Consider the following 19,814-nt stretch of genomic DNA (forward strand, 5'->3'; position numbering starts at 1 on the left):
GGGAGGATTCGTTTTAAAATTTCTTAAATCAATATAGCACTATTTTTTTATTCTAATGAGACGGATTTTTTTACTCTTTTTCCATATTAATATATCCCTTGGAGTAAATTACTTTGCCATTTGATAAGCTTATTCTCATTGCTATTTTTTTATAGTTAAATCTATAGTTCTTAGCCGTTTCCCTTTCATTTTTCACCCATTCTCTTTCAGTACCTTTGAATATAATGATTAGACTATCATATGGTGCTATTGCTACAGGTTTATCAGGGGTTATATTCGGAAGGTAGTTGGCTGTGCGGTAAAGCACCTTCAGATCCCTGCGAAAAAAATTATTAGGTTTTATTATCCCAGAGCCTTGGTCGTGCATTGCACCCATCAATAGTCGTGAGAGAATTTTGCTTCGCTGTATGAGTCCACCTGTTACTATTTGAACCCTCTCAACATATATTTTTGAAAGTGAATGGTTACTTATAATTAAATGGATTTTAAATTTGTCTTCATCTAAGGTTATTTCATTTTCAATGTCGCCTATATATCTTGTGCAATGCTTGGCTCGCACTTTTATTCTATAAGGTTTAAATCCAAGATAGAGTGCAATAAAGGCGGCTAAAAATGTCGCGAAAGCAGAAACCCAAGAGCCAATTGCCGAGAATAAAGCAATTTTATCCTGAACTGACATTGTATTTCTCCTGCAGCATTAAAATGCTTATTGGTAAGTAAAATCTGGAAATTTTGTGATAAGAGAGTGGAAATTACAACAGGAAAAAATGGTGTCCCCTACAGGAATCGAACCTGTAACTAGCCCTTAGGAGGGGCTTGTTATATCCGTTTAACTAAGGAGACACGGGCGGCTTGGGAAAGCGCCCGCGTAGTATACTCGTTTTTGCCACAATAATAAGGCGTTAGGCGGTCGTTTGGTTGTTTCGTCGCCAGTTATTGGGCTTTCTGTTGGTTTTCCTGCTTGTTCTTGGCTCTCTTCTGCTGCTTGGCCTTGTTCTGGTTGCTCATGTCATTGCGGATTTGGGCATGGCTGATGAGCGCGAAGATAAAGGTGCCGCCGATGATGTTCCCGGCGAGGGTTGGCAGGGCGAAGGGCCAGATAAACTGCTGCCAAGGGATTGCGCCGGTAAACACCAGATAGAGGATTTCCACCGAGCCGACCACAATGTGCGTCAGGTCGGCGATGGCCACCAGATAGGTCATCAGCATGATCACCCACACTTTGGCCGCGCCTGCCGAGGGCAGCATCCACACCATGGTGGCAATCAGCCAGCCGGAAATAATGCCGCTGACAAACATCGCCGTCGGATCTTTCTTCATGATCTCCAGGCTGATGCTGCGAAAGGCCGCGTCGGTATCGGCGTCGAAAAACGGCACCAGGTGGAAGGCCAGCGCGGCGCAGGCGCAGCCAATCAGATTGCCGCCGAGCACCCAGCTCCACAGGCGTAGCAGCAGGGCGCTGTTTTTTAGCGTCAGCTTATGCATCACCGGCAGCACGGCGGTGACGGTATTTTCGGTGAACAGCTGCTGGCGAGCCATGATGACAATAATGAAGCCCGCGGTGTAACCGATATTCTCGATGAAAAAGCGTTCTGGCGACTCCGGCAGGCGGGCGTGCAAAATGCCTTTGGCCATCATGGAGGCGCTAATCGACAGCCCTGCGGCTACCGCCGACCAGAACAGCGCCAATCCGTCGCGCTCCAGCTCCTTCTCTCCCTCTTGGCGAATCTGCTCGTGAACCGCCGCCGCGCGCGAGGGCAGGTTCTCTTCATCAACTTCAATCTCAGTGCCTTGCGCATGCTCCTCGCTATCGACATCGTTCTCTTTATTCTGCTGTTTTGTGGCTTGATTCATGGTGTTTCCCCAGAAGTTTTGCGAGGCATCGCGGAAAAATAAAACCGTTTTAAGCATAGGACAGGGATGGTAGTTATGCTGCAAGACAGACGGGTAGTGGCAGGAACCACTGCAACCTCTGGCTGCGACGCATAGGATGCTTATGATATGATGTACCCTTGTGAATTTTACGGGATATTCCGATGTTTGAAGCCGTTAACCTGAGCTGCGTGCGCGACGAGCGCCCCCTGTTTAGCGACCTGAGTTTCACCATCGAGCCCGGTGATATGGTGCAAATTGAAGGCCAGAACGGCGCCGGGAAAACCAGCCTGCTGCGGATTTTGGCCGGGCTTTCTTCACCGGACTCCGGCGAAGTGCGCTGGAAGGGTGAGAATACTCGCCGCCAGCGCGACCTGTTCCATCAGGATTTACTCTTTCTCGGCCATCAGCCGGGGATAAAGTCAGTACTCACTGCGTATGAAAATCTGGCATTTTATCAGTCGGTTGATGGCAAAGTTGATGGCGACGCTCTGTATCAGGCATTAGAAAATGTCGGCCTGCTGGGCTATGAAGATGTCATCGTGGCGCAGATGTCCGCCGGGCAACAGCGCCGCGTTGCATTGGCGAGACTATGGCTGACGCGTGCGCCGCTGTGGATCCTTGATGAACCTCTGACGGCTATCGACAAGCAGGGCGTGGCGACACTGATCGACCTGTTCGAAATGCACGCCGGACGAGGCGGTATGGTAGTGCTTACTACCCACCAAGACCTACAGGGCGTGAGCCGCGACGTGCGCAAGCTCCGCCTGACTAACGCAGAACTGCTATGACTCGATTAGGGAAGTTGGTCTAATGTTTATTAAAGTCCTGCGCCGCGAACTTAAAATCGCTTTTCGTAAAAGTGCGGAAATCATCAACCCGCTGTGGTTCTTTATAATTGTGATCACCCTGTTTCCACTGGGGCTGGGACCGGAACCACAACTGCTGGCGCGCATTGCGCCGGGCATCGTCTGGGTCGCGGCACTGCTCGCCTCGCTGCTGTCACTGGAGAGGTTGTTCCGTGATGACTTCCTCGACGGCACGCTGGAGCAGCTACTATTGTTACCATCCCCGCTAGCGCTAACGGTTCTAGGCAAAGTATGTGCTCACTGGGTGGTCACCGGGCTGCCGTTATTGATTTTATCTCCGGTGATTGCATTGCTGCTGTCGCTGGATTTCAACACGTGGAAAGCCGTCGCGCTGACCATTTTGCTAGGAACGCCGACCCTGAGTTTTATTGGTGCCATTGGCGTGGCGCTGACCGTGGGCCTGCGCAAAGGCGGGGTGCTGCTTAGTTTGTTGGTATTGCCGCTGTATATTCCGGTGCTGATTTTTGCCACAGGTGCCATCGACGCCGCCTCTATGGGCATGCCGCTCGGCGGATATCTGGCAATTCTTGGCGCGATGCTGGCGGGAAGTGCGACACTCGCACCGTTCGCCACGGCGGCAGCTTTGCGAGTCAGCATTCACTGACCCGTCATACTTCGAGCTTCAGCTCGAAGTATGACGGGTCAATATTATTCCGATCAATTTGGGTAAATTTACCTGTAGTTACAAATTGGCAGAAAAAGCGCAACCTTTGACTAACATCACACTTCTCTATAGGGAACAATATAGGGAAGGGGTATTCAGTGCGAATAAATAAGTGCGGATAGAAACCGGTTCCATCTCTTACCGCGCAATAGGCCAATAACGGTCCACGCGCCCCAGTGAAAGTCTTTTTAGAGTGAGCAACGATAACAATGTGGAAATGGTTACATCAACTCGCGCGACCCGAGCGTCTTTACTCGGTCTGCGGCCGGTTTATTCCGTGGCTCGGCATTCTGGGATTAGCCTGTTTGCTAATTGGCTGGGTCTGGGGCTTTGGCTACGCGCCGCCTGATTACCAGCAGGGTAACAGCTATCGCATCATGTACATTCACGTCCCGGCGGCTATCTGGTCGATGGGGATTTACAGCGCGATGGCGATAGCCGCCTTTATCGGGCTGGTGTGGCAGATGAAAATGTCTGACTTAGCCATGGCCGCCATGGCACCCGTCGGGGCCGTCTTCACCTTTATTGCGCTGGTCACCGGCTCCGCCTGGGGCAAACCTATGTGGGGAACTTGGTGGGTGTGGGACGCGCGCCTGACTTCCGAGCTGGTGCTGCTGTTCCTCTATCTGGGAGCCATCGCCTTATACCACTCCTTTGAAGATCGCCGCCTTGCCGGGCGCGCTGCGGGTATTTTAGTACTGGTCGGCGTGGTCAACATTCCTATCATTCACTACTCGGTGGAGTGGTGGAACACCCTGCATCAAGGCTCGACCAACATGCAGCAAACCATCGACCCAAGCATGCGTTACCCGCTGCGCTGGGCCATCTTCGGCTATCTCTTCTTCTTTATTACGCTGACGCTAATGCGCCTGCGTAACCTTATTCTTATTCAGGAGCGCCTGCGCCCGTGGGTGGCCGAATTGGTTAATAAGGAGCGCCGCTGATGAACGCCGCATTCTCAAGCTGGCAGGCATTCTTCGACATGGGCGGCTACGCCTTTTATGTCTGGCTCTCTGTCGCAGCCACGCTGATTTCTCTGATTGCCTTAGTGGCGCACACCATGGTGCAGCGTCGGCAAATTCTGGCTGACGTTCGCCGTCGTCAGGCGCGGGAAAAGCGCATTGTGCAATCCAAACGAAACCCTACTAATGAATCGCCAGCCGCGACGAAGCCGGCTGTACCTCGGTTGAAACCGGACGCGTCCGGGGAGAAGTTATTGTGAATCCACGTCGTAAAAAGCGCCTTTCGCTGGCGCTGGTGGTGCTGGTCGGCCTTGGCCTGAGCATCTCTCTGGTGATGTACGCCCTGAGATCCAACATTGATCTGTTCTATACGCCAACCGAGATTCTGCAAGGTAAAGGTGAAAACCATGAGATGCCGTTTGTCGGCCAGCGCCTGCGTATTGGCGGCATGGTGATGCCCGGCTCGGTAAAGCGCGATGCCAAGAGTTTGCAGGTCAGTTTTAAAATTTATGACGCTCGTGGCGCGATTAGCGTGACCTACAACGGCATCCTGCCGGACCTGTTCCGCGAAGGGCAGGGCGTCGTGGCGCAGGGTGTGATGGAAGCCGGTAACGTGGTCAATGCTCAGCAAGTGCTGGCGAAGCATGATGAGAAATACGTGCCGCCAGAAGTGGAAGATGCAATGAAAGATGATAACAAAGCCCCGGCTGCGGCCTACGCGGGTAACGATAAAGGAAGTGTTCGCTCATGATGCCGGAAATAGGAACCTTTTCCCTCTGTCTGGCTTTAGGTCTGGCGATACTCCTAAGTATTTACCCACAATGGGGCGCGGCGCGGCAAGATAACCGCATGATGGCGATGGCGCGCCCGCTCTCTTACGGCATGTTCGCCGCCATTACGCTGGCCTTTATCATTCTGGTTCACGCCTTTGTGGTGAACGACTTTACCGTCGCCTATGTGGCGAATAACTCCAACACTCGCCTGCCGGTCTATTACCGCATGGCCGCCACCTGGGGCGCGCACGAAGGCTCGCTGCTGCTGTGGGTGCTGCTGCTGAGTTGCTGGACGCTGGCGGTGGCGCTGTTTAGCCGCCGCATGCCGCAAGACGCCGTGGCCCGCGTGCTGGCCGTCATGGGGATGATCACCGCCGGCTTCCTGGTGTTTATCCTGCTGACTTCTAACCCGTTTATTCGCACTTTGCCGGGCTTCCCGGTGGACGGCAGCGACCTTAACCCCGTGCTGCAAGATATTGGGCTGATTTTCCACCCGCCATTGCTGTATATGGGATATGTCGGCTTCTCCGTGGCCTTCGCGTTTGCCATTGCCTCGCTGATAGCGGGCCGACTGGATACCGCGTGGGCGCGCTGGTCGCGACCTTGGACGACGGCGGCATGGGTGTTCCTGACCATGGGCATCGTGCTGGGCTCGGCATGGGCTTATTACGAATTAGGCTGGGGCGGCTGGTGGTTCTGGGATCCGGTAGAAAACGCCTCGTTTATGCCTTGGCTGGCAGGCACGGCGCTGATCCACTCGCTGGCGGTGACTGAAAAACGCGGCACCTTCAAAGCCTGGACCGTGCTGTTGGCCATTACCTGTTTCTCACTCTGCCTGCTGGGGACCTTCCTGGTGCGCTCGGGCGTGCTGGTGTCGGTTCACTCCTTCGCCTCAGACCCAGCGCGCGGCATGTTTATTCTGGCCTATCTGGTGATCATCATCGGCGGCTCGCTGCTGCTGTACGCCATTAAAGGCAACTCGGTGCGTGCGCCAAGCCGCCACGAACTGCACTCGCGCGAAAGCTATCTATTAGGCAATAACGTGCTGCTGGTAGCCGCCATGCTGGTGGTGCTGCTTGGCACGCTGCTGCCGCTAATTCACAAACAGCTCGGCATGGGCAGTATTTCCATCGGCGAACCTTTCTTTAATACCATGTTTACTTGGTTGATGGCCCCGCTGGCCCTGCTGTTGGGCATCGGCCCACTGGTACGCTGGCGTCGTGACGAGCCAAGCAAGCTGTGGCGTCGCCTTGGCGTGGCGCTCGTGGTGACTTTACTGTTGTCGATTCTGCTGCCTTGGCTACTGCAGGACAAAATCGTCGGCATGACGGTGGTCGGCCTGCTGATGTCGGTATGGGTGATTGTCCTAACCTTGATGGAGCTGCACGAGCGCGCCACTCATCGTCATACCTTCTGGCGCGGGTTGACCCATCTTTCCCGCAGCCACTGGGGCATGGTGCTGGGGCATCTGGGCGTCGCCGTCACGGTGATTGGTATCGCCTTTAGCCAGAATTACAGCGTCGAGCGTGATGTGCGAATGAAAGCGGGCGACAGCGTGGATATCCACGATTATCACTTTGTTTTCCGCGACATGCGCGACATCCAAGGCTCCAACTATTCCGGTGGCGAAGCCAATATCGACGTCACCCGCAACGGTAAACCTGTCACCACCTTGCATGCTGAAAAACGCTATTACAGCGTGGCGCACACCATGATGACCGAGGCGGCAATTCACGGGAATCTGGCGCGTGACCTGTATGCCGCGCTGGGTGAAGAGATGGACGACGGCTCTTGGGCCGTGCGCCTGTACTACAAACCTTTTGTGCGCTGGATCTGGCTCGGCGGCATCTTCATGGCCTTTGGCGGCGTGCTCTGTATTCTCGACCCGCGTTATCGCATGAGCAAAAAACTCAAGCGTCAGGGCAAAGCGGAGGCTGAAGAGGCATGAGTCGCAAACTGCTATTTATCCCCCTGGTGCTGTTTTTGGCGCTGGCCGCGGCCTTTATGGTGCAACTGACCCGTAACGCCAACGGCGATGACCCGACCCTGCTGGAGTCGGCGTTGATCGGCAAACCGGTGCCGGTATTTAAGCTGGAATCGCTGTCGCAGCCGGGCAAAACCTACGACCAGTCGGTGCTGCGCGACGGCAAGCCGATTCTGCTGAATGTCTGGGCGACCTGGTGCCCGACTTGCCGCGCCGAGCATGAATATCTCAATACGCTGGCGGTGAAAGGCATCCGCGTGGTGGGGCTGAACTATAAAGATGACCGGCAGAAAGCAGTTAACTGGCTGAATACGCTGGGTAATCCCTATGCGCTGAGCCTGTACGACGGCGACGGCATGCTGGGCCTTGATCTCGGCGTGTACGGCGCGCCGGAGACTTTTCTGGTCGACGGTCAGGGCATCATCCGCTACCGCCATGCTGGTGATATGAATGCTAAAGTGTGGCAAAACGAAGTCCTGCCGCTGTACAAAAAATATGGCGGTGACGCATGAGAGCCGTCACTTCACTTTGCGCACTGATCCTCGGTCTGACTTTGAGCTGGGCGGCCTTTGCCGCCATTGATACTTACCAGTTCAAGTCGGAAGCGCAGGAGCAGCAGTATCGGCAAATCACCGAGCAACTTCGCTGCCCGAAGTGCCAGAACACCAGCATCGCGGCCTCGGATTCGATCATAGCGGCCGATATGCGTACCAAGGTTTATCAATTACTTAATGAAGGCCAAACGCGCGAGCAGATTGTGCAGTATATGGTGGCGCGATACGGTAACTTTGTGACCTACGAACCGCCAGTTACGCCTTCCACGCTTATTTTATGGCTGGGTCCTCTGCTGTTTGTACTGATCGGCGCGTCGGTGATTGTCATGCGCGCGCGTCGCCAGAATGGACAAACAGGGTCAGAAACATCGGTGAAACAGGGCGTGTCAGCGTCAGAGCTTTCAATAAAAGAACAACAGCGGCTGGCGCAGTTACTGACTGATGTCACGAAGACAGAGAGCGACGGGAAAGGATCATGAGTATTTTTTGGCTGACTATTGTAGTGATGCTTATTATCGCGCTGGCACTGTTTTTGGTGCCGGTGATGCGTCGCGACAGGGCAGAACACACGTCGCGCGATGCGCTGAACAAAGCTTTTTACCAACATCGTCTGAGCGAGCTTGAGCAAGACGAAGAGCAGGGCGTGGTTGACGAGCGCCCGCAGCATATTCGCGAATTGCAGGAAAACCTGCTGAGTGATATTCCCGAAGAACAGCAGCGCGCCGCGCAGCCAATTGGCCGCTGGACGCTGGTGCCGGGCGCACTGTTACTCGTGCTGGTCACGCTGGGGTTCTACCTCTATTCCGGCGGTTTAACCCAGGTCAGCGCGTGGAATAATGTCATGCAGCGCATGCCAGATTTACGCCACCGCGTGGCCGATGACAATGCGCCAGCCTTAACCATGAATGACGTGCAGGATCTCGGCTTAGGGCTGCGTACCGAATTGCAGCGCGACCCGAACAATGCGCAAGACTGGATGATGCTCGGCCGCGTGGGTATGGCGCTGGATAATGCCAATACCGCGACGCAGGCTTTTGCCCATGCTTACCAGCTTTCGCCGAACAATATGGACATCAAGCTCGGATATGCGGAAGTGTTAACTCGCTCCGGCGATCCGCAAGATAACATTAGCGGCGGCAAACTGTTGCGCAGTATGCTGGAACAAAATCAGGGCAACCTACGCGTCCTGAGTTTGCTAGCCTACAATGAATTTGAGCAGGGGCATTATCCGCAGGCCATTGGTGCCTGGGAGCTAATGCTGAAGATTCTGCCGGCCGGGGATAAACGCGCTGAAATGGTTCGCGCCAGTATTGAGCAGGCGAAGGCCAAATCGGGGCAGAACTCCGCTAAATTGGCGGTTAACGTGACGCTGTCTGATAACGCCGCGAAGAGTATTCCGCAGCAAGGCACGGTATTTATTTCGGTCACCGATGGCAGTAGCCCGGTGCCGATTGCCGTGAAGAAACTGCCTCTGAGCCGCTTCCCGCTTGCCATGACAATGGATGATTCCAATGCCATGATGCCGGAAAGATTGCTTTCTTCGCTGCATCAGTTAAAAGTACGCGTTCGAATTTCACAAAACGGACTGGCAACGCCAGCCGCAGGTGACTGGTACGGCGACAGTCCGCTGACTGATTTTTCCGGCAATGGACAGGTCAGCATTGAGATTAATCAGCAGGTTCCCTGACAGCGGAACTGAAGAAAAATAGGGAGATATCCATGAACTTACGCCTGACTGGGCTGGCGTTTGCGACCGCGCTGCTGGTGGGTTGTGCCGGTACATCATCGGACAGCGAACCGCAGGGACGTTCTGATCCGCTTGAAGGTTTCAACCGGACAATGTTCGACTTCAACTACAACATCATGGACCCTTATGTGCTTCGTCCTGTTGCTGTGGCGTGGAGAAACTATGTCCCGATGCCAGCGCGTAACGGGATGACCAACTTCTTCGATAACCTCGATGAGCCAGCCAGCATGGTGAACGCCTTCGCACAGGGTGATCCTTACCGTGCGATGATCCACTTTAACCGTTTCTTCCTTAACACCCTGCTGGGGATGGGCGGCCTGATTGACGTAGCGTCAATGGCTAACCCGAAACTGGCGAAAGAAGAGAAGCGCGGCTTCGGCACGACTTTGGCACACTATGGCGTAGGTTATGGCCCTTACGTGCAGCTTCCGGCTTACGGCAGCTTCACTCTGCGTGACGAAGGCGGCGACACTGTCGATTACCTCTACCCGATGCTCAGCTACCTGACCTTCTGGATGTCGGCCGGTAAGTTCGTGCTTGAAGGTGTTGAAACCCGTGCCGAATTGCTCGACTCCGATGCTATCTTGCGTAACTCGTCTGACCCTTACCTGATGGTGCGTGAAGCTTACTTCCAGCGTCACGACTTCCTGGCAAGCGGCGGCAAGTTAACGCCGCAGAACAACCCGAACGCCGCGGCGATTCAGGATGATCTGCAAAGTATCGACTCAGCTAACTGATTCAGATGCTGCCCATGAAAAAAGCGCCTTTCGGCGCTTTTTTTGTGTCTGGCAATCAACAATCTAAGCCAGCTATTGCAAGCTGTCACATTAGAAACTGTAGTTGAAGTTAGCGCCGTACAGCATCGCGGTACCTTTGGCCTGGAACTCATAGTTCGGCACGCCATTCGCCACTTTCTCGCTGATGTTAACCGTCTGGCCGTGCATGTAAGACACACCCAGGTCAACAGACGCATCTTTGTTGAACGCATAAGTAGTACCGGCGCTTATCCAGAAACGGTCTTGGTCAGGAATCGAGATGGTGCGGTTGTCTGCTGGAACCGGGCTATCATCGAAGGCGATACCGGTACGGAAAGTCCAGTTATCGTCATAGTAATAGGTGGTACCCAGCGCGATGCGGTAGGCATCGTGATAGTTTTCTTCTTTTTGGAACAGCGTCTGGCCGTTGTTGCCAGTGGCTTTCAGCTCCTGGAATTCGCTCCAGCTGGTGTAAGCCAGGCTATAGTGAATCGCCCATTTCGGTGCCACTTTGTTATAACCTGAGATTTCCCACATTTCTGGCAAGTTCAGTGTCAAAGAGCCAGGAATAGTGCTGCCGCCGGTTCCGCCCGCCTGAACTGGGACGCTGTTGCGGTAATCGCCTTTAAAGTCGATATCCACTTTGGAACGGTAAGTGAAACCGTAGCGGTTATTTTCATCCACTTCATACAGGATACCGGCGTTCCAGCCATAACCCCATTCGTCACCTTTCAGGTGAGCAATCTCGGTTTTTGCCGGAAGCTGGCCGCGAGACTGAATTGGGCCAAGTTCACCCGCGGTACGGCTGATTTTCGCTTTGGCCCACACGGCGTCGAAGCCTAAACCTAAGCTGAAGTGCTCGTTAACACGGTACGCGGCGCTTAAGTTGTTGTTGATGGTGATCAGGTCGGTTTTGCCGCCTAAAGGACCTGCCGCGTAGTTGTCATTGAACTCGGTCGCCAGACCGTAGTTGGAGGTGGAAGATGCTCCCAACGCCCACTTGTCGTTCAACGGCAGAATAAAGTGCAGGTTCGGCACCCACTGGTTTGGCGCGATGTTATCGGCGTCAGTGCTGTTGCCAGTGATTGGCGAGCGACCCGTAATATTGACGTCAGGCGCGACGTAAATCGCACCGCCGGAGAAAGAAGGGCGATCAAACATGGTCATGGTTGCCGGGTTTCGGCTGCCAGATGCTGCGGTATCAGCAATGGCCCCTTCACCTGAAAACGAACGGCCAAGACCGGCTGCGGTGTATTCATTTAACTGAAAACCGGCCGCATACACGTTTGAGGAAACAATTGCCACTGCAGCTGCCAGAGCTGATCTTTTCAACAGGTTTTTCTGGTTCATGACCAAAACCTCAATTTTATGTTTTTATCAAACAATGTTACATCAAGTAACAATGAGCGCGGGATTGTAGGGTTCGTTCTCAGTCTGACAAATCAGACCAGTGAGCGAAGTATAGGTCCGACCTGTACACATGTTGCAATGATGTTTCATGGATATTTCCAATTTGATGCCAGAAATTAGATCCGCTTAACAAAAAACATACAGCTCCGGCGGAACTTAATAACTTGGAAGATAAAAATTGGTGACATTTATAACCTTTTGAATTTATTTCTGTGATATTAGTCACTTAAAAGACACACAAAAAGTAAGTGCTAGGCGTAGCGGCTGAGCAGGCGTAAAATAGTGGATGAAAATACACCTTTGAATGACCAACAGGGCCGACCGCCAAGGCGTAAATTTGGCCCAGGAGAAGATTATGTCCGAAGCAACTTTGTCATCGAAATCCACCCAGCCTCTGCACTCCATTAACAAATGCGGCGCGGAAGAAACGGCGGCCTGCTGTTGCGTTGACGTCGGTACTATCATGGACAACACCGACTGCACCGCCTCCTACAGTCACGTTTTTGCCAACGAAACCCAGGCCAATGAGATGTTAAATAGCCTGACCGCCAAAGCGCGCGCGGTGGAATCTGAGCCTTGCGTCATTGATAGCCGAATTGAAAAGGTTGAAGGCGGCGTCGAGCTGAATATCGACTTCACATTCTCTTGCCAAGCCGAAACCATGATCTTCCAGCTGGGATTGCGCTAATCCCCTTCACAAAAATGAGCCAGTTCTTCAAGCCGCGACCCCTGTGTCGCGGTTTTTTTTTGCAGTCGCTCGCAGTTCCCTCCTTTAGGCATTTGCTAAATGTAAACATATGGTTAAAACTGACTTATCAGGTCTGACCTCTTAATTTGGAGTCCGTATGAATAAGGTTATCCCGCTGGTGACGCGTGAAGGCGATCGCATTGCGATTGTCGATGGTTTACGCACGCCATTCGCTAAGCAAGCCACGGCGTACCACGGCATTCCGGCGGTGGATTTAGGTAAGATGGTGGTCAGTGAGCTGCTGGCGAAAAGCGGCATTGACCCCCAAATCATTGATCAGCTGGTGTTTGGGCAGGTGGTGCAAATGCCCGAAGCACCGAATATTGCGCGCGAAATCGTGCTCGGCACCGGCATGAGCGTCTCGACCGACGCCTATAGCGTCTCCCGCGCCTGCGCCACCAGTTTTCAGGCCGTGGCCAATGTGGCGGAAAGCATCATTAGCGGCTCGGTCAGTATCGGCATCGCCGGGGGCGCGGACTCCTCTTCGGTCTTGCCGATTGGGGTCAGTAAACGGCTGGCTCGCACTTTAGTCGATGTGAATAAAGCCCGTACGTTGTCACAGCGCCTGGCGCTGTTTAGCAAATTGAAATTCCGCGACTTGCTGCCGGTGCCGCCCGCCGTGGCCGAGTACTCCACCGGCCTGCGCATGGGTGACACCGCCGAACAGATGGCGAAAACCCACGGTATTTCCCGCCAGCAGCAGGACGAACTGGCGCACCGTTCCCACACTTTAGCGACTCAAGCGTGGGAAAATGGCTATCTTGATTCGCAGGTGATGGCCGCCCAAGTGCCGCCGTACCGCGACGTTTTGCAAAAAGACAACAACATCCGCACCCAGTCTGAACTGAGCCAATACACCAAGCTGCGTCCGGCGTTTGACCGCCGCCACGGTACGGTCACTGCGGCGACCAGCACGCCATTAACCGACGGCGCTGCGGCGGTGCTGATGATGAGTGAATCCCGCGCGCGCGAACTTGGCCTAAAACCTCTGGGTTATCTGAAAAGTTTTGCCTTCGCCGCCATCGACGTTTGGGAAGACATGCTTCTTGGGCCAGCCTATGCCACGCCGATTGCCCTGGACAGGGCAGGGCTGACGCTCGGCGATTTAGACTTAATTGAGATGCACGAGGCTTTCGCCGCGCAAACGCTGGCAAACATCAAAATGTTTGCCAGTGAGACGTTCGCCCGTGAGAAGCTGGGCCGTGAACAATCCATCGGCGAAATAGACTGGGAGAGATTCAACGTGCTCGGCGGTTCACTGGCCTATGGCCATCCTTTTGCCGCCACCGGGGCGCGCATGATCACCCAAACATTACACGAGCTTCGCCGTCGCGGCGGGCGTTACGGGCTGACCACTGCCTGTGCGGCGGGTGGTTTAGGTGCCGCAATGATTCTGGAGGCAGCCGAATGACCGACGATCTGTTCTTACTGGAGAACCAGCCCGATTCTGCATTCAAACTGACCTTTACCAACCAGCACGTTGGCATCATCACCATCGACGTGCCGAATGAAAAGGTGAATACCTTAAAGGCTGAATTTGTTGAACAAATCGGCAAGATTTTGCAGAAAGCCCAACAATACTCGCAGTTGAAAGGCTTGGTGCTGATTTCCGGCAAAACCGACTCTTTTATTGCCGGGGCCGATATCAGCATGATCAGCGGCTGTAAAACGGCCCGCGAGGCCAGTGAGTTAGCCACCAAAGGCCAGACGGTGATGTCGCACATTTCGGCATTCCCGGTGCCGGTGGTGGCCGCCATTCACGGAGCCTGCCTCGGCGGCGGGCTAGAGTTGGCGCTGGCCTGCCACGCGCGAATCTGCTCACTGGACGATAAAACCCAGCTTGGCCTGCCTGAAGTGCAGCTTGGCCTGTTGCCGGGTTCCGGCGGCACGCAGCGACTGCCAAGGCTGATTGGCGCGCCGAAAGCGCTGGATATGATGCTCACCGGGCGCAGCATTCGCGCCAAGCAGGCTCAACGAATGGGGCTGGTGGACGACGCCGTGCCGCAATCTATTCTGCTGCAAACCGCCATCGATCGCGTGCTGCAAGGGCGCAAAACCCGTGCACCTCTGCCTTGGCAGGCGCGTTTGGCGGGCGGTCCCTTGGGCAAGGCACTCCTATTCTCGGTAGTTCGCAAGAAGACCCGGGCTAAAACCCACGGTAACTATCCCGCTACCGAAAAGATCATCGACGTGGTGAAACAGGGGCTGGATAGCGGGCGTACCAGTGGTTATCAGGCCGAGGCCGAAGCCTTTGGCGAGCTGGTGATGACGCCACAGTCGGCGGCGCTGCGCGGCTTGTTCTTTGCCTCCACGGCGCTGAAAAAAGAGCGTGGGGCAGACGCCGACCCGCTGCCACTGCGCCGAGTCGGCATTCTCGGCGGCGGGCTGATGGGGGGGGGTATCGCCAATGTCACCGCCACGCGCGCGGGCCTGCCGGTGAGGATCAAAGACATTAATCAGGAAGGCATTCGCCACGCGCTGAAATACAGCTGGGATCTGCTAGAGAAGCGCGTTCGCCGTGGTCGACTGAAAAAGGCCGAGCAGCAGCGGCAGATGATGCTGATTTCCGGAACCACGGATTACAGCGGCTTTGAGCGCGTCGATCTGGTGGTCGAAGCCGTGTTTGAGGATTTAGCACTGAAGCAAAAAATGGTCGCCGAGATAGAACAAAACGCCTCTGAGCATACGGTTTTTGCTTCAAACACCTCTTCTTTGCCGATTCACGACATTGCGGCCACCGCCAGTAGGCCGCAGAACGTGATTGGGCTGCACTATTTCAGCCCGGTAGACAAAATGCCGCTGGTGGAAGTGATCCCGCATGCAGGAACCAGTGAGCAAACCATTTCGACCACAGTCGCGCTGGCGAAGAAACAGGGAAAAACGGCGATTGTGGTGGGCGATAGCGCCGGGTTCTATGTAAACCGCATTCTCGCTCCTTACATTAATGAAGCGGCGCGCTGCTTACTCGAAGGGGAGCCGATTGAACACATTGATAAGGCTCTGGTTGATTTAGGTTTCCCGGTCGGGCCGTTGCAACTGCTGGATGAAGTGGGTATCGACGTCGGCACCAAAATCATCCCGATTCTGGTGAATGCTTTAGGCCCACGTTTTGCCGCGCCGCGCGCGCTGGACGCCGTGCTGGAAGACGACCGTAAAGGGCGTAAAAACGGCAAAGGCTTCTATCTATATGCGGATAAAGGCCGACCGGCGAAGAAGAAACAGGCTGACCCGGCGATTTACCGTTTGCTCAACCTGTCGCCAAAACAGCAGCAGGGCGGGGAGTTGATCGCCCGCCGCTGCGTGATGCTGATGCTCAACGAGGCGGTGCGCTGTCTGGACGAAAATGTTATTCGCAGCGCCCGCGATGGCGACATTGGCGCGGTGTTTGGCATCGGCTTCCCGCCGTTCCTCGGCGGCCCGTTCCGCTACATTGATCTGCTTGGCGCGGCAGAGGTGCTAAAAACCTTGCAGGGCCTGCAACAGCATTATGGCGAGCACTTCGCGCCATGCCCTGGCCTGATACGCCGAGCGCAAGAGGGCAGCCGCTTCTATTCATGATGTGGTTGGTCATGATGCTGTTCGCGGTAAAAAGCGATTGATCGACTGATGATGAAAAGCTTTCATGCCGGAATTATTTCAGCGCGCATGAAAGCTCATCATCCTGTGACAACGATCACGGCTTATGTCGCGTTTTCGCGGGAATCTGGCAGGGTCTGTTTCCAGATACGGTAATGAGTCAGATAATGCATCTGTGCGAAAAGAAATCGAAAAGAAATATTGTTAGCCGTAGGCAAACTGGTGAGGTTTGCAGCAAGCGTTTGAAATACATCCGATATGATTAATAAGTAGGCAAACTAGTTTACAAGTGGAATCAGTTGATGTAAAAAACAGCGTTTTCTTTACGTGAAGTTTCAGGCAAAATGCCCGGCCGCCATAGAGAGACGGCGCGTTAGGTGGCTGTGGTTTGCCCTTCAGGCTTTCAACGAAAGCATCGGGCAAAGGGTGATACAGCACGCAAGGCGTTTCTGTATAGCGCTATTTTTGTTAACAAAAGCGGTGCAATATGCAAGTTGTGATTATGCGTCACGGTGAGGCAGCTCTTGAAGCAGCCAGTGATTCGGCAAGACCTCTTACCGAGTGCGGATGTGACGAATCAGTACATATGGCGGCGTGGCTGAAAGGTCGCGCAATCAATATTCAGCGTGTTTTGGTTAGCCCGTATCTACGTGCGCAGCAGACGCTGGAAAAAGTGAAACAGGCCATCGGTCTGCCCGATGAGGTGGAAGTTCTGAAAGAACTGACTCCGGGGGGCGATCCTGCCGTCGTCGCGCAAGAGCTCCATGCGCTGGCGCTGGAAGGTGTGAGCAGCGTGTTGGTGGTTTCACACCTGCCGCTGGTGGGGTATCTGGTCGCCGAGTTGTGCCCGGGCGTTTGCCCGCCGATGTTCGCCACTTCTGCGATGGCCAGCGTAGAGTTAGACGCTGAAACCGGCAAAGGCACCTTTGACTGGCAGTTCAGCCCTTGTCAGGTGATGGCGAAAGTATAAAACCTTGCTCCGCTAAAAATGAAAAAGCACAGCTCAGGCTGTGCTTTTTTGCTTTCTGCTTTTGCGAATCAGTGGCGGTTACAGCTCTTGCTGCTTATCATCCAGCTCAATCAGCACTAACAGTGCGGCGGTTCCGCCCAGCTCTTTAGGTGCCTGATGGAAGGCTAACACGTCGGGATGCTGCGCCAACCACAGCGGCGTCTGTTGCTTGAGGATGTGCTTGCCGTGACCGTGCATCACGCAGGCGCAGTGCACGTGCTCGCGGCGACAGGCGGCAATCAGCGCGCCCAGTTCCTGCTTGGCTTCGTGCTGAGTCAGGCCGTGCAAATCGAGGAACAGCTCCGGCGAGTAGTCGCCGCGGCGCAGCTTCTTCAACTCGAAATGGCTGACATCGGGGCGCACGTGGCGCACCGGGCCTTCTTCCTGCAACATCGGCTGGAATTCATCGGAGAAGTAGTAAGTCGCGTCAACCTGTTCTTGCAACAGCTTTTTTGGCGATACTTCGGTCACTTTTTTACGCACCGGACGATGAGTAATAGTGTCATTTTGCAGGCGTTTAATCCCCGGCACGGCTTCACGGAAAAGCAGCTTTTCCTCCGGGCTTAGCGCATGTTTTTTCTTCATGGATTCGTCATCATTCTTAGCACATTTTCACAGTGTACCTGCGCATTAGTCGAGGGTTAACAAAAACTCAGACTTAAATTCCCATCACTTCTCGCAACAACTTCCTATAGCTGCTGATTTGTCCCCGGCTTCGTGGCAAACTATGCGGCAAATTAGGTACTGTAAACCCACGGTTAAAGGGCTGTTAAAAGCCAGCCTGCCGTCAGGAGAGAAAATTGGACAAAATATTCGTAGATGAAGCCGTAGGCGAGCTTCACACCATTCAGGACATGCTGCGTTGGACAGTAAGCCGCCTGAACGCCGCTAATGTTTATTATGGCCATGGTACCGATAACCCGTGGGATGAAGCCGTGCAGCTGGTGCTGCCAAGCGTGTTCCTGCCGCTCGACATTCCAGAAGATATGCACACCGCGCGCCTGACCTCCAGTGAGCGCCATCGCATCGTTGAGCGCGTGATCCGCCGCGTTAACGAGCGTGTACCGGTCGCCTACCTGACTAATAAAGCCTGGTTCTGCGGCATGGAGTTTTACGTTGACGAACGCGTGCTGGTGCCGCGCTCACCGATTGGCGAACTGATCGACAATCGCTTCTCCGGCATCCTGCGCGACAAGCCGCAGCACATTCTCGACATGTGTACCGGCAGCGGCTGTATTGCCATCGCCTGTGCCTATGCCTTCCCGGAAACGGAAGTCGACGCGGTAGATATCTCTGCCGACGCGCTGGCGGTGGCCGAACGCAATATCGAAGCCCACGGCGTAGAGAACTGGGTGACGCCAATTCGCTCCGACCTGTTCCGTGAACTGGTGTCATTGCAGTACGACCTCATCGTCACCAACCCGCCATACGTTGACGAAGAAGATATGTCAGACCTGCCGCAGGAATATCGCCACGAGCCCGAGCTGGGCCTGGCTTCCGGCACTGACGGTCTGAAGCTGACTCGCCGCATTCTGGCCTGCGCGCCAGACTACCTGACAGAGCAGGGCGTGCTGATTTGTGAAGTGGGTAACAGCATGGTACATCTGATGGAACAGTACCCAGATATTCCATTTACCTGGCTGGAATTCGAAAACGGCGGCGACGGCGTATTTATGCTGACCAAGCAGCAGTTGCTGGATTGCGCTGAGTATTTCACTGCTTACCGCGACTAAAAAATTTTGGGTGACGGGCCTCGCAGCCGGTCACCTCATCAAATAAACAACATAATGGTTAAGGAGCCGTGATGGCAGGGAACAGTATTGGGCAGTTTTTCCGCGTCACCACTTTTGGCGAATCCCACGGCGTGGCCTTGGGTTGCATCATCGACGGCGTGCCACCGGGCATTCCGCTGACCGAAGCAGATTTGCAGCACGATCTCGATCGCCGCCGTCCGGGCACGTCGCGTTACACCACTCAGCGCCGCGAACCGGATCAGGTGAAGATCCTCTCCGGCGTGTTCGAAGGGGTGACTACTGGCACCAGCATCGGCCTGATCATCGAGAATACTGACCAGCGCTCTCAGGATTACAGCGCAATTAAAGACGTTTTCCGTCCGGGACACGCTGACTACACCTATGAGCAGAAATATGGCGTGCGCGACTACCGCGGCGGCGGTCGTTCTTCTGCCCGTGAAACCGCGATGCGCGTTGCCGCAGGTGCCGTCGCCAAGAAATATTTGGCGCAAAAATTTGGCGTTAAAGTCCGTGGCTATCTGGCACAGATTGGCGATGTCAGCTGTGAGCTGAAAGATTGGGATTTGGTCGAAACCAACCCCTTCTTCTGCCCGGATGAGTCCAAGCTGGAAGCATTGGACGAACTGATGCGCGAGTTGAAAAAGGCCGGTGACTCTATCGGCGCGAAAATTACCGTGATGGCGGAAAACCTGCCAGCGGGCCTCGGCGAGCCGGTTTTCGACCGTCTTGACGCTGATTTGGCTCACGCGCTGATGAGCATCAACGCAGTGAAAGGTGTGGAAATTGGCGACGGTTTTGCCGTAGTAACCAAGCGCGGCAGCGAAAACCGTGACGAAATCACACCAAACGGCTTTGAAAGCAACCACGCGGGCGGCATTCTCGGCGGTATCAGCAGCGGCCAGCCGGTTATCGCGCATATCGCGTTGAAACCGACCTCCAGCATCACCGTTCCGGGGCGCACCATTAACCGCCAAGGCGAGCAGGTGGAGATGATCACCAAAGGTCGCCATGACCCTTGTGTGGGCATCCGCGCCGTGCCAATCGCTGAAGCGATGATGGCTATCGTGCTGATGGACCACTTGCTGCGCCAACGTGCGCAAAACGGTGACGTGAACTCAAGCGTTCCACGCTGGTGAT

At 54.6% G+C, this 19,814-nt stretch carries 20 protein-coding genes and 1 tRNA gene; 16 read left to right on the forward strand and 5 right to left on the reverse strand.

Annotated elements, in window-relative coordinates; genetic code table 11:
- Positions 1-70: 70 nt before the first annotated feature.
- From ACT3RR_RS04970 to ACT3RR_RS04980, 3 genes are all read right to left on the reverse strand, one after another.
- Positions 71-679 carry a hypothetical protein gene (locus ACT3RR_RS04970; RefSeq protein WP_496199869.1) on the reverse strand — a complete coding sequence of 203 codons (609 nt, stop codon included), beginning with the start codon at positions 677-679 and terminating at the stop codon, positions 71-73.
- An 89-nt stretch (positions 680-768) separates the two neighbouring features.
- Positions 769-843: transfer RNA gene (locus ACT3RR_RS04975), tRNA-Arg, on the reverse strand.
- Positions 844-933: 90 nt separating this feature from the next.
- Complete coding sequence (locus ACT3RR_RS04980) at positions 934-1,854, reverse strand: formate/nitrite transporter family protein (protein WP_496199870.1); 921 nt, start codon at positions 1,852-1,854, stop codon at positions 934-936.
- Positions 1,855-2,036: 182 nt separating this feature from the next.
- On the opposite strand from ACT3RR_RS04980, the gene ccmA reads away from it, so the two are divergent.
- From ccmA to mlaA, 10 genes are all read left to right on the forward strand, one after another.
- A complete protein-coding gene (ccmA, locus tag ACT3RR_RS04985; RefSeq protein ID WP_496199871.1) occupies positions 2,037-2,663 on the forward strand; it encodes a cytochrome c biogenesis heme-transporting ATPase CcmA in 627 nt (208 codons plus the stop codon).
- 22 nt (positions 2,664-2,685) lie between these two features.
- Positions 2,686-3,345, forward strand: coding sequence for a heme exporter protein CcmB (gene ccmB, locus ACT3RR_RS04990; RefSeq protein WP_353502819.1), 660 nt, complete (start codon positions 2,686-2,688; stop codon positions 3,343-3,345).
- Positions 3,346-3,614: 269 nt separating this feature from the next.
- Positions 3,615-4,349 (forward strand): heme ABC transporter permease, encoded by a 735-nt coding sequence (locus ACT3RR_RS04995; protein ID WP_034791913.1) that lies wholly within the window; start codon positions 3,615-3,617, stop codon positions 4,347-4,349.
- Positions 4,349-4,627: a heme exporter protein CcmD gene (ccmD, locus tag ACT3RR_RS05000; protein ID WP_034791911.1), complete on the forward strand. Its 279-nt coding sequence runs from the start codon at positions 4,349-4,351 to the stop codon at positions 4,625-4,627. Before ACT3RR_RS04995 ends, ccmD begins: the two co-directional genes overlap by 1 nt.
- The gene (gene ccmE, locus ACT3RR_RS05005) at positions 4,624-5,118 is read left to right on the forward strand and encodes a cytochrome c maturation protein CcmE (protein WP_396132383.1); all 495 of its coding nucleotides are present in this window, start codon (positions 4,624-4,626) and stop codon (positions 5,116-5,118) included. The genes ccmD and ccmE overlap by 4 nt, the downstream gene beginning before the upstream one ends.
- Entirely contained in the window at positions 5,115-7,088 is a 1,974-nt protein-coding gene (locus tag ACT3RR_RS05010) for a heme lyase CcmF/NrfE family subunit (RefSeq protein ID WP_396132384.1), read from the forward strand. Before ccmE ends, ACT3RR_RS05010 begins: the two co-directional genes overlap by 4 nt.
- Positions 7,085-7,636, forward strand: coding sequence for a DsbE family thiol:disulfide interchange protein (locus tag ACT3RR_RS05015; protein ID WP_496199872.1), 552 nt, complete (start codon positions 7,085-7,087; stop codon positions 7,634-7,636). The genes ACT3RR_RS05010 and ACT3RR_RS05015 overlap by 4 nt, the downstream gene beginning before the upstream one ends.
- Positions 7,633-8,157, forward strand: coding sequence for a cytochrome c-type biogenesis protein (locus ACT3RR_RS05020; RefSeq protein WP_496199873.1), 525 nt, complete (start codon positions 7,633-7,635; stop codon positions 8,155-8,157). The genes ACT3RR_RS05015 and ACT3RR_RS05020 overlap by 4 nt, the downstream gene beginning before the upstream one ends.
- Complete coding sequence (ccmI, locus tag ACT3RR_RS05025) at positions 8,154-9,365, forward strand: c-type cytochrome biogenesis protein CcmI (protein ID WP_496199874.1); 1,212 nt, start codon at positions 8,154-8,156, stop codon at positions 9,363-9,365. Before ACT3RR_RS05020 ends, ccmI begins: the two co-directional genes overlap by 4 nt.
- 32 nt (positions 9,366-9,397) lie before the next feature.
- Positions 9,398-10,162: a phospholipid-binding lipoprotein MlaA gene (gene mlaA / locus ACT3RR_RS05030; protein WP_353502813.1), complete on the forward strand. Its 765-nt coding sequence runs from the start codon at positions 9,398-9,400 to the stop codon at positions 10,160-10,162.
- 90 nt (positions 10,163-10,252) lie between these two features.
- On the opposite strand, the gene fadL is transcribed toward mlaA, so the two are convergent.
- Complete coding sequence (fadL, locus tag ACT3RR_RS05035; protein ID WP_353502812.1) at positions 10,253-11,530, reverse strand: long-chain fatty acid transporter FadL; 1,278 nt, start codon at positions 11,528-11,530, stop codon at positions 10,253-10,255.
- A 415-nt stretch (positions 11,531-11,945) separates the two neighbouring features.
- Here fadL and ACT3RR_RS05040 point away from each other — a divergent pair, with 415 nt between their 5' ends.
- The 4 genes from ACT3RR_RS05040 (at position 11,946) to sixA (ending at position 16,884) form a co-directional block, all read left to right on the forward strand.
- Entirely contained in the window at positions 11,946-12,278 is a 333-nt protein-coding gene (locus tag ACT3RR_RS05040; protein WP_496199875.1) for a YfcZ/YiiS family protein, read from the forward strand.
- Positions 12,279-12,435: 157 nt separating this feature from the next.
- Positions 12,436-13,749 carry an acetyl-CoA C-acyltransferase FadI gene (gene fadI / locus ACT3RR_RS05045; RefSeq protein WP_353502810.1) on the forward strand — a complete coding sequence of 438 codons (1,314 nt, stop codon included), beginning with the start codon at positions 12,436-12,438 and terminating at the stop codon, positions 13,747-13,749.
- Positions 13,746-15,896, forward strand: coding sequence for a fatty acid oxidation complex subunit alpha FadJ (gene fadJ / locus ACT3RR_RS05050; RefSeq protein ID WP_496199876.1), 2,151 nt, complete (start codon positions 13,746-13,748; stop codon positions 15,894-15,896). Before fadI ends, fadJ begins: the two co-directional genes overlap by 4 nt.
- A 505-nt stretch (positions 15,897-16,401) precedes the next feature.
- Complete coding sequence (gene sixA, locus ACT3RR_RS05055; RefSeq protein WP_353502808.1) at positions 16,402-16,884, forward strand: phosphohistidine phosphatase SixA; 483 nt, start codon at positions 16,402-16,404, stop codon at positions 16,882-16,884.
- A gap of 78 nt (positions 16,885-16,962) precedes the next feature.
- On the opposite strand, the gene smrB is transcribed toward sixA, so the two are convergent.
- Positions 16,963-17,508, reverse strand: a complete 546-nt coding sequence (gene smrB, locus ACT3RR_RS05060) for an endonuclease SmrB (RefSeq protein WP_034791862.1) — start codon at positions 17,506-17,508, stop codon at positions 16,963-16,965.
- A gap of 215 nt (positions 17,509-17,723) precedes the next feature.
- On the opposite strand from smrB, the gene prmB reads away from it, so the two are divergent.
- Both prmB and aroC read left to right on the forward strand, forming a co-directional pair.
- Positions 17,724-18,656 (forward strand): 50S ribosomal protein L3 N(5)-glutamine methyltransferase, encoded by a 933-nt coding sequence (prmB, locus tag ACT3RR_RS05065; protein WP_353502806.1) that lies wholly within the window; start codon positions 17,724-17,726, stop codon positions 18,654-18,656.
- A gap of 71 nt (positions 18,657-18,727) precedes the next feature.
- Positions 18,728-19,813 carry a chorismate synthase gene (gene aroC / locus ACT3RR_RS05070; RefSeq protein ID WP_353502805.1) on the forward strand — a complete coding sequence of 362 codons (1,086 nt, stop codon included), beginning with the start codon at positions 18,728-18,730 and terminating at the stop codon, positions 19,811-19,813.
- Position 19,814: the final 1 nt, after the last annotated feature.

Source organism: Ewingella sp. AOP8-B2-18 (assembly GCF_052376015.1).
In the GTDB taxonomy this organism is placed as follows: Bacteria; Pseudomonadota; Gammaproteobacteria; order Enterobacterales; family Enterobacteriaceae; genus Ewingella; species Ewingella allii.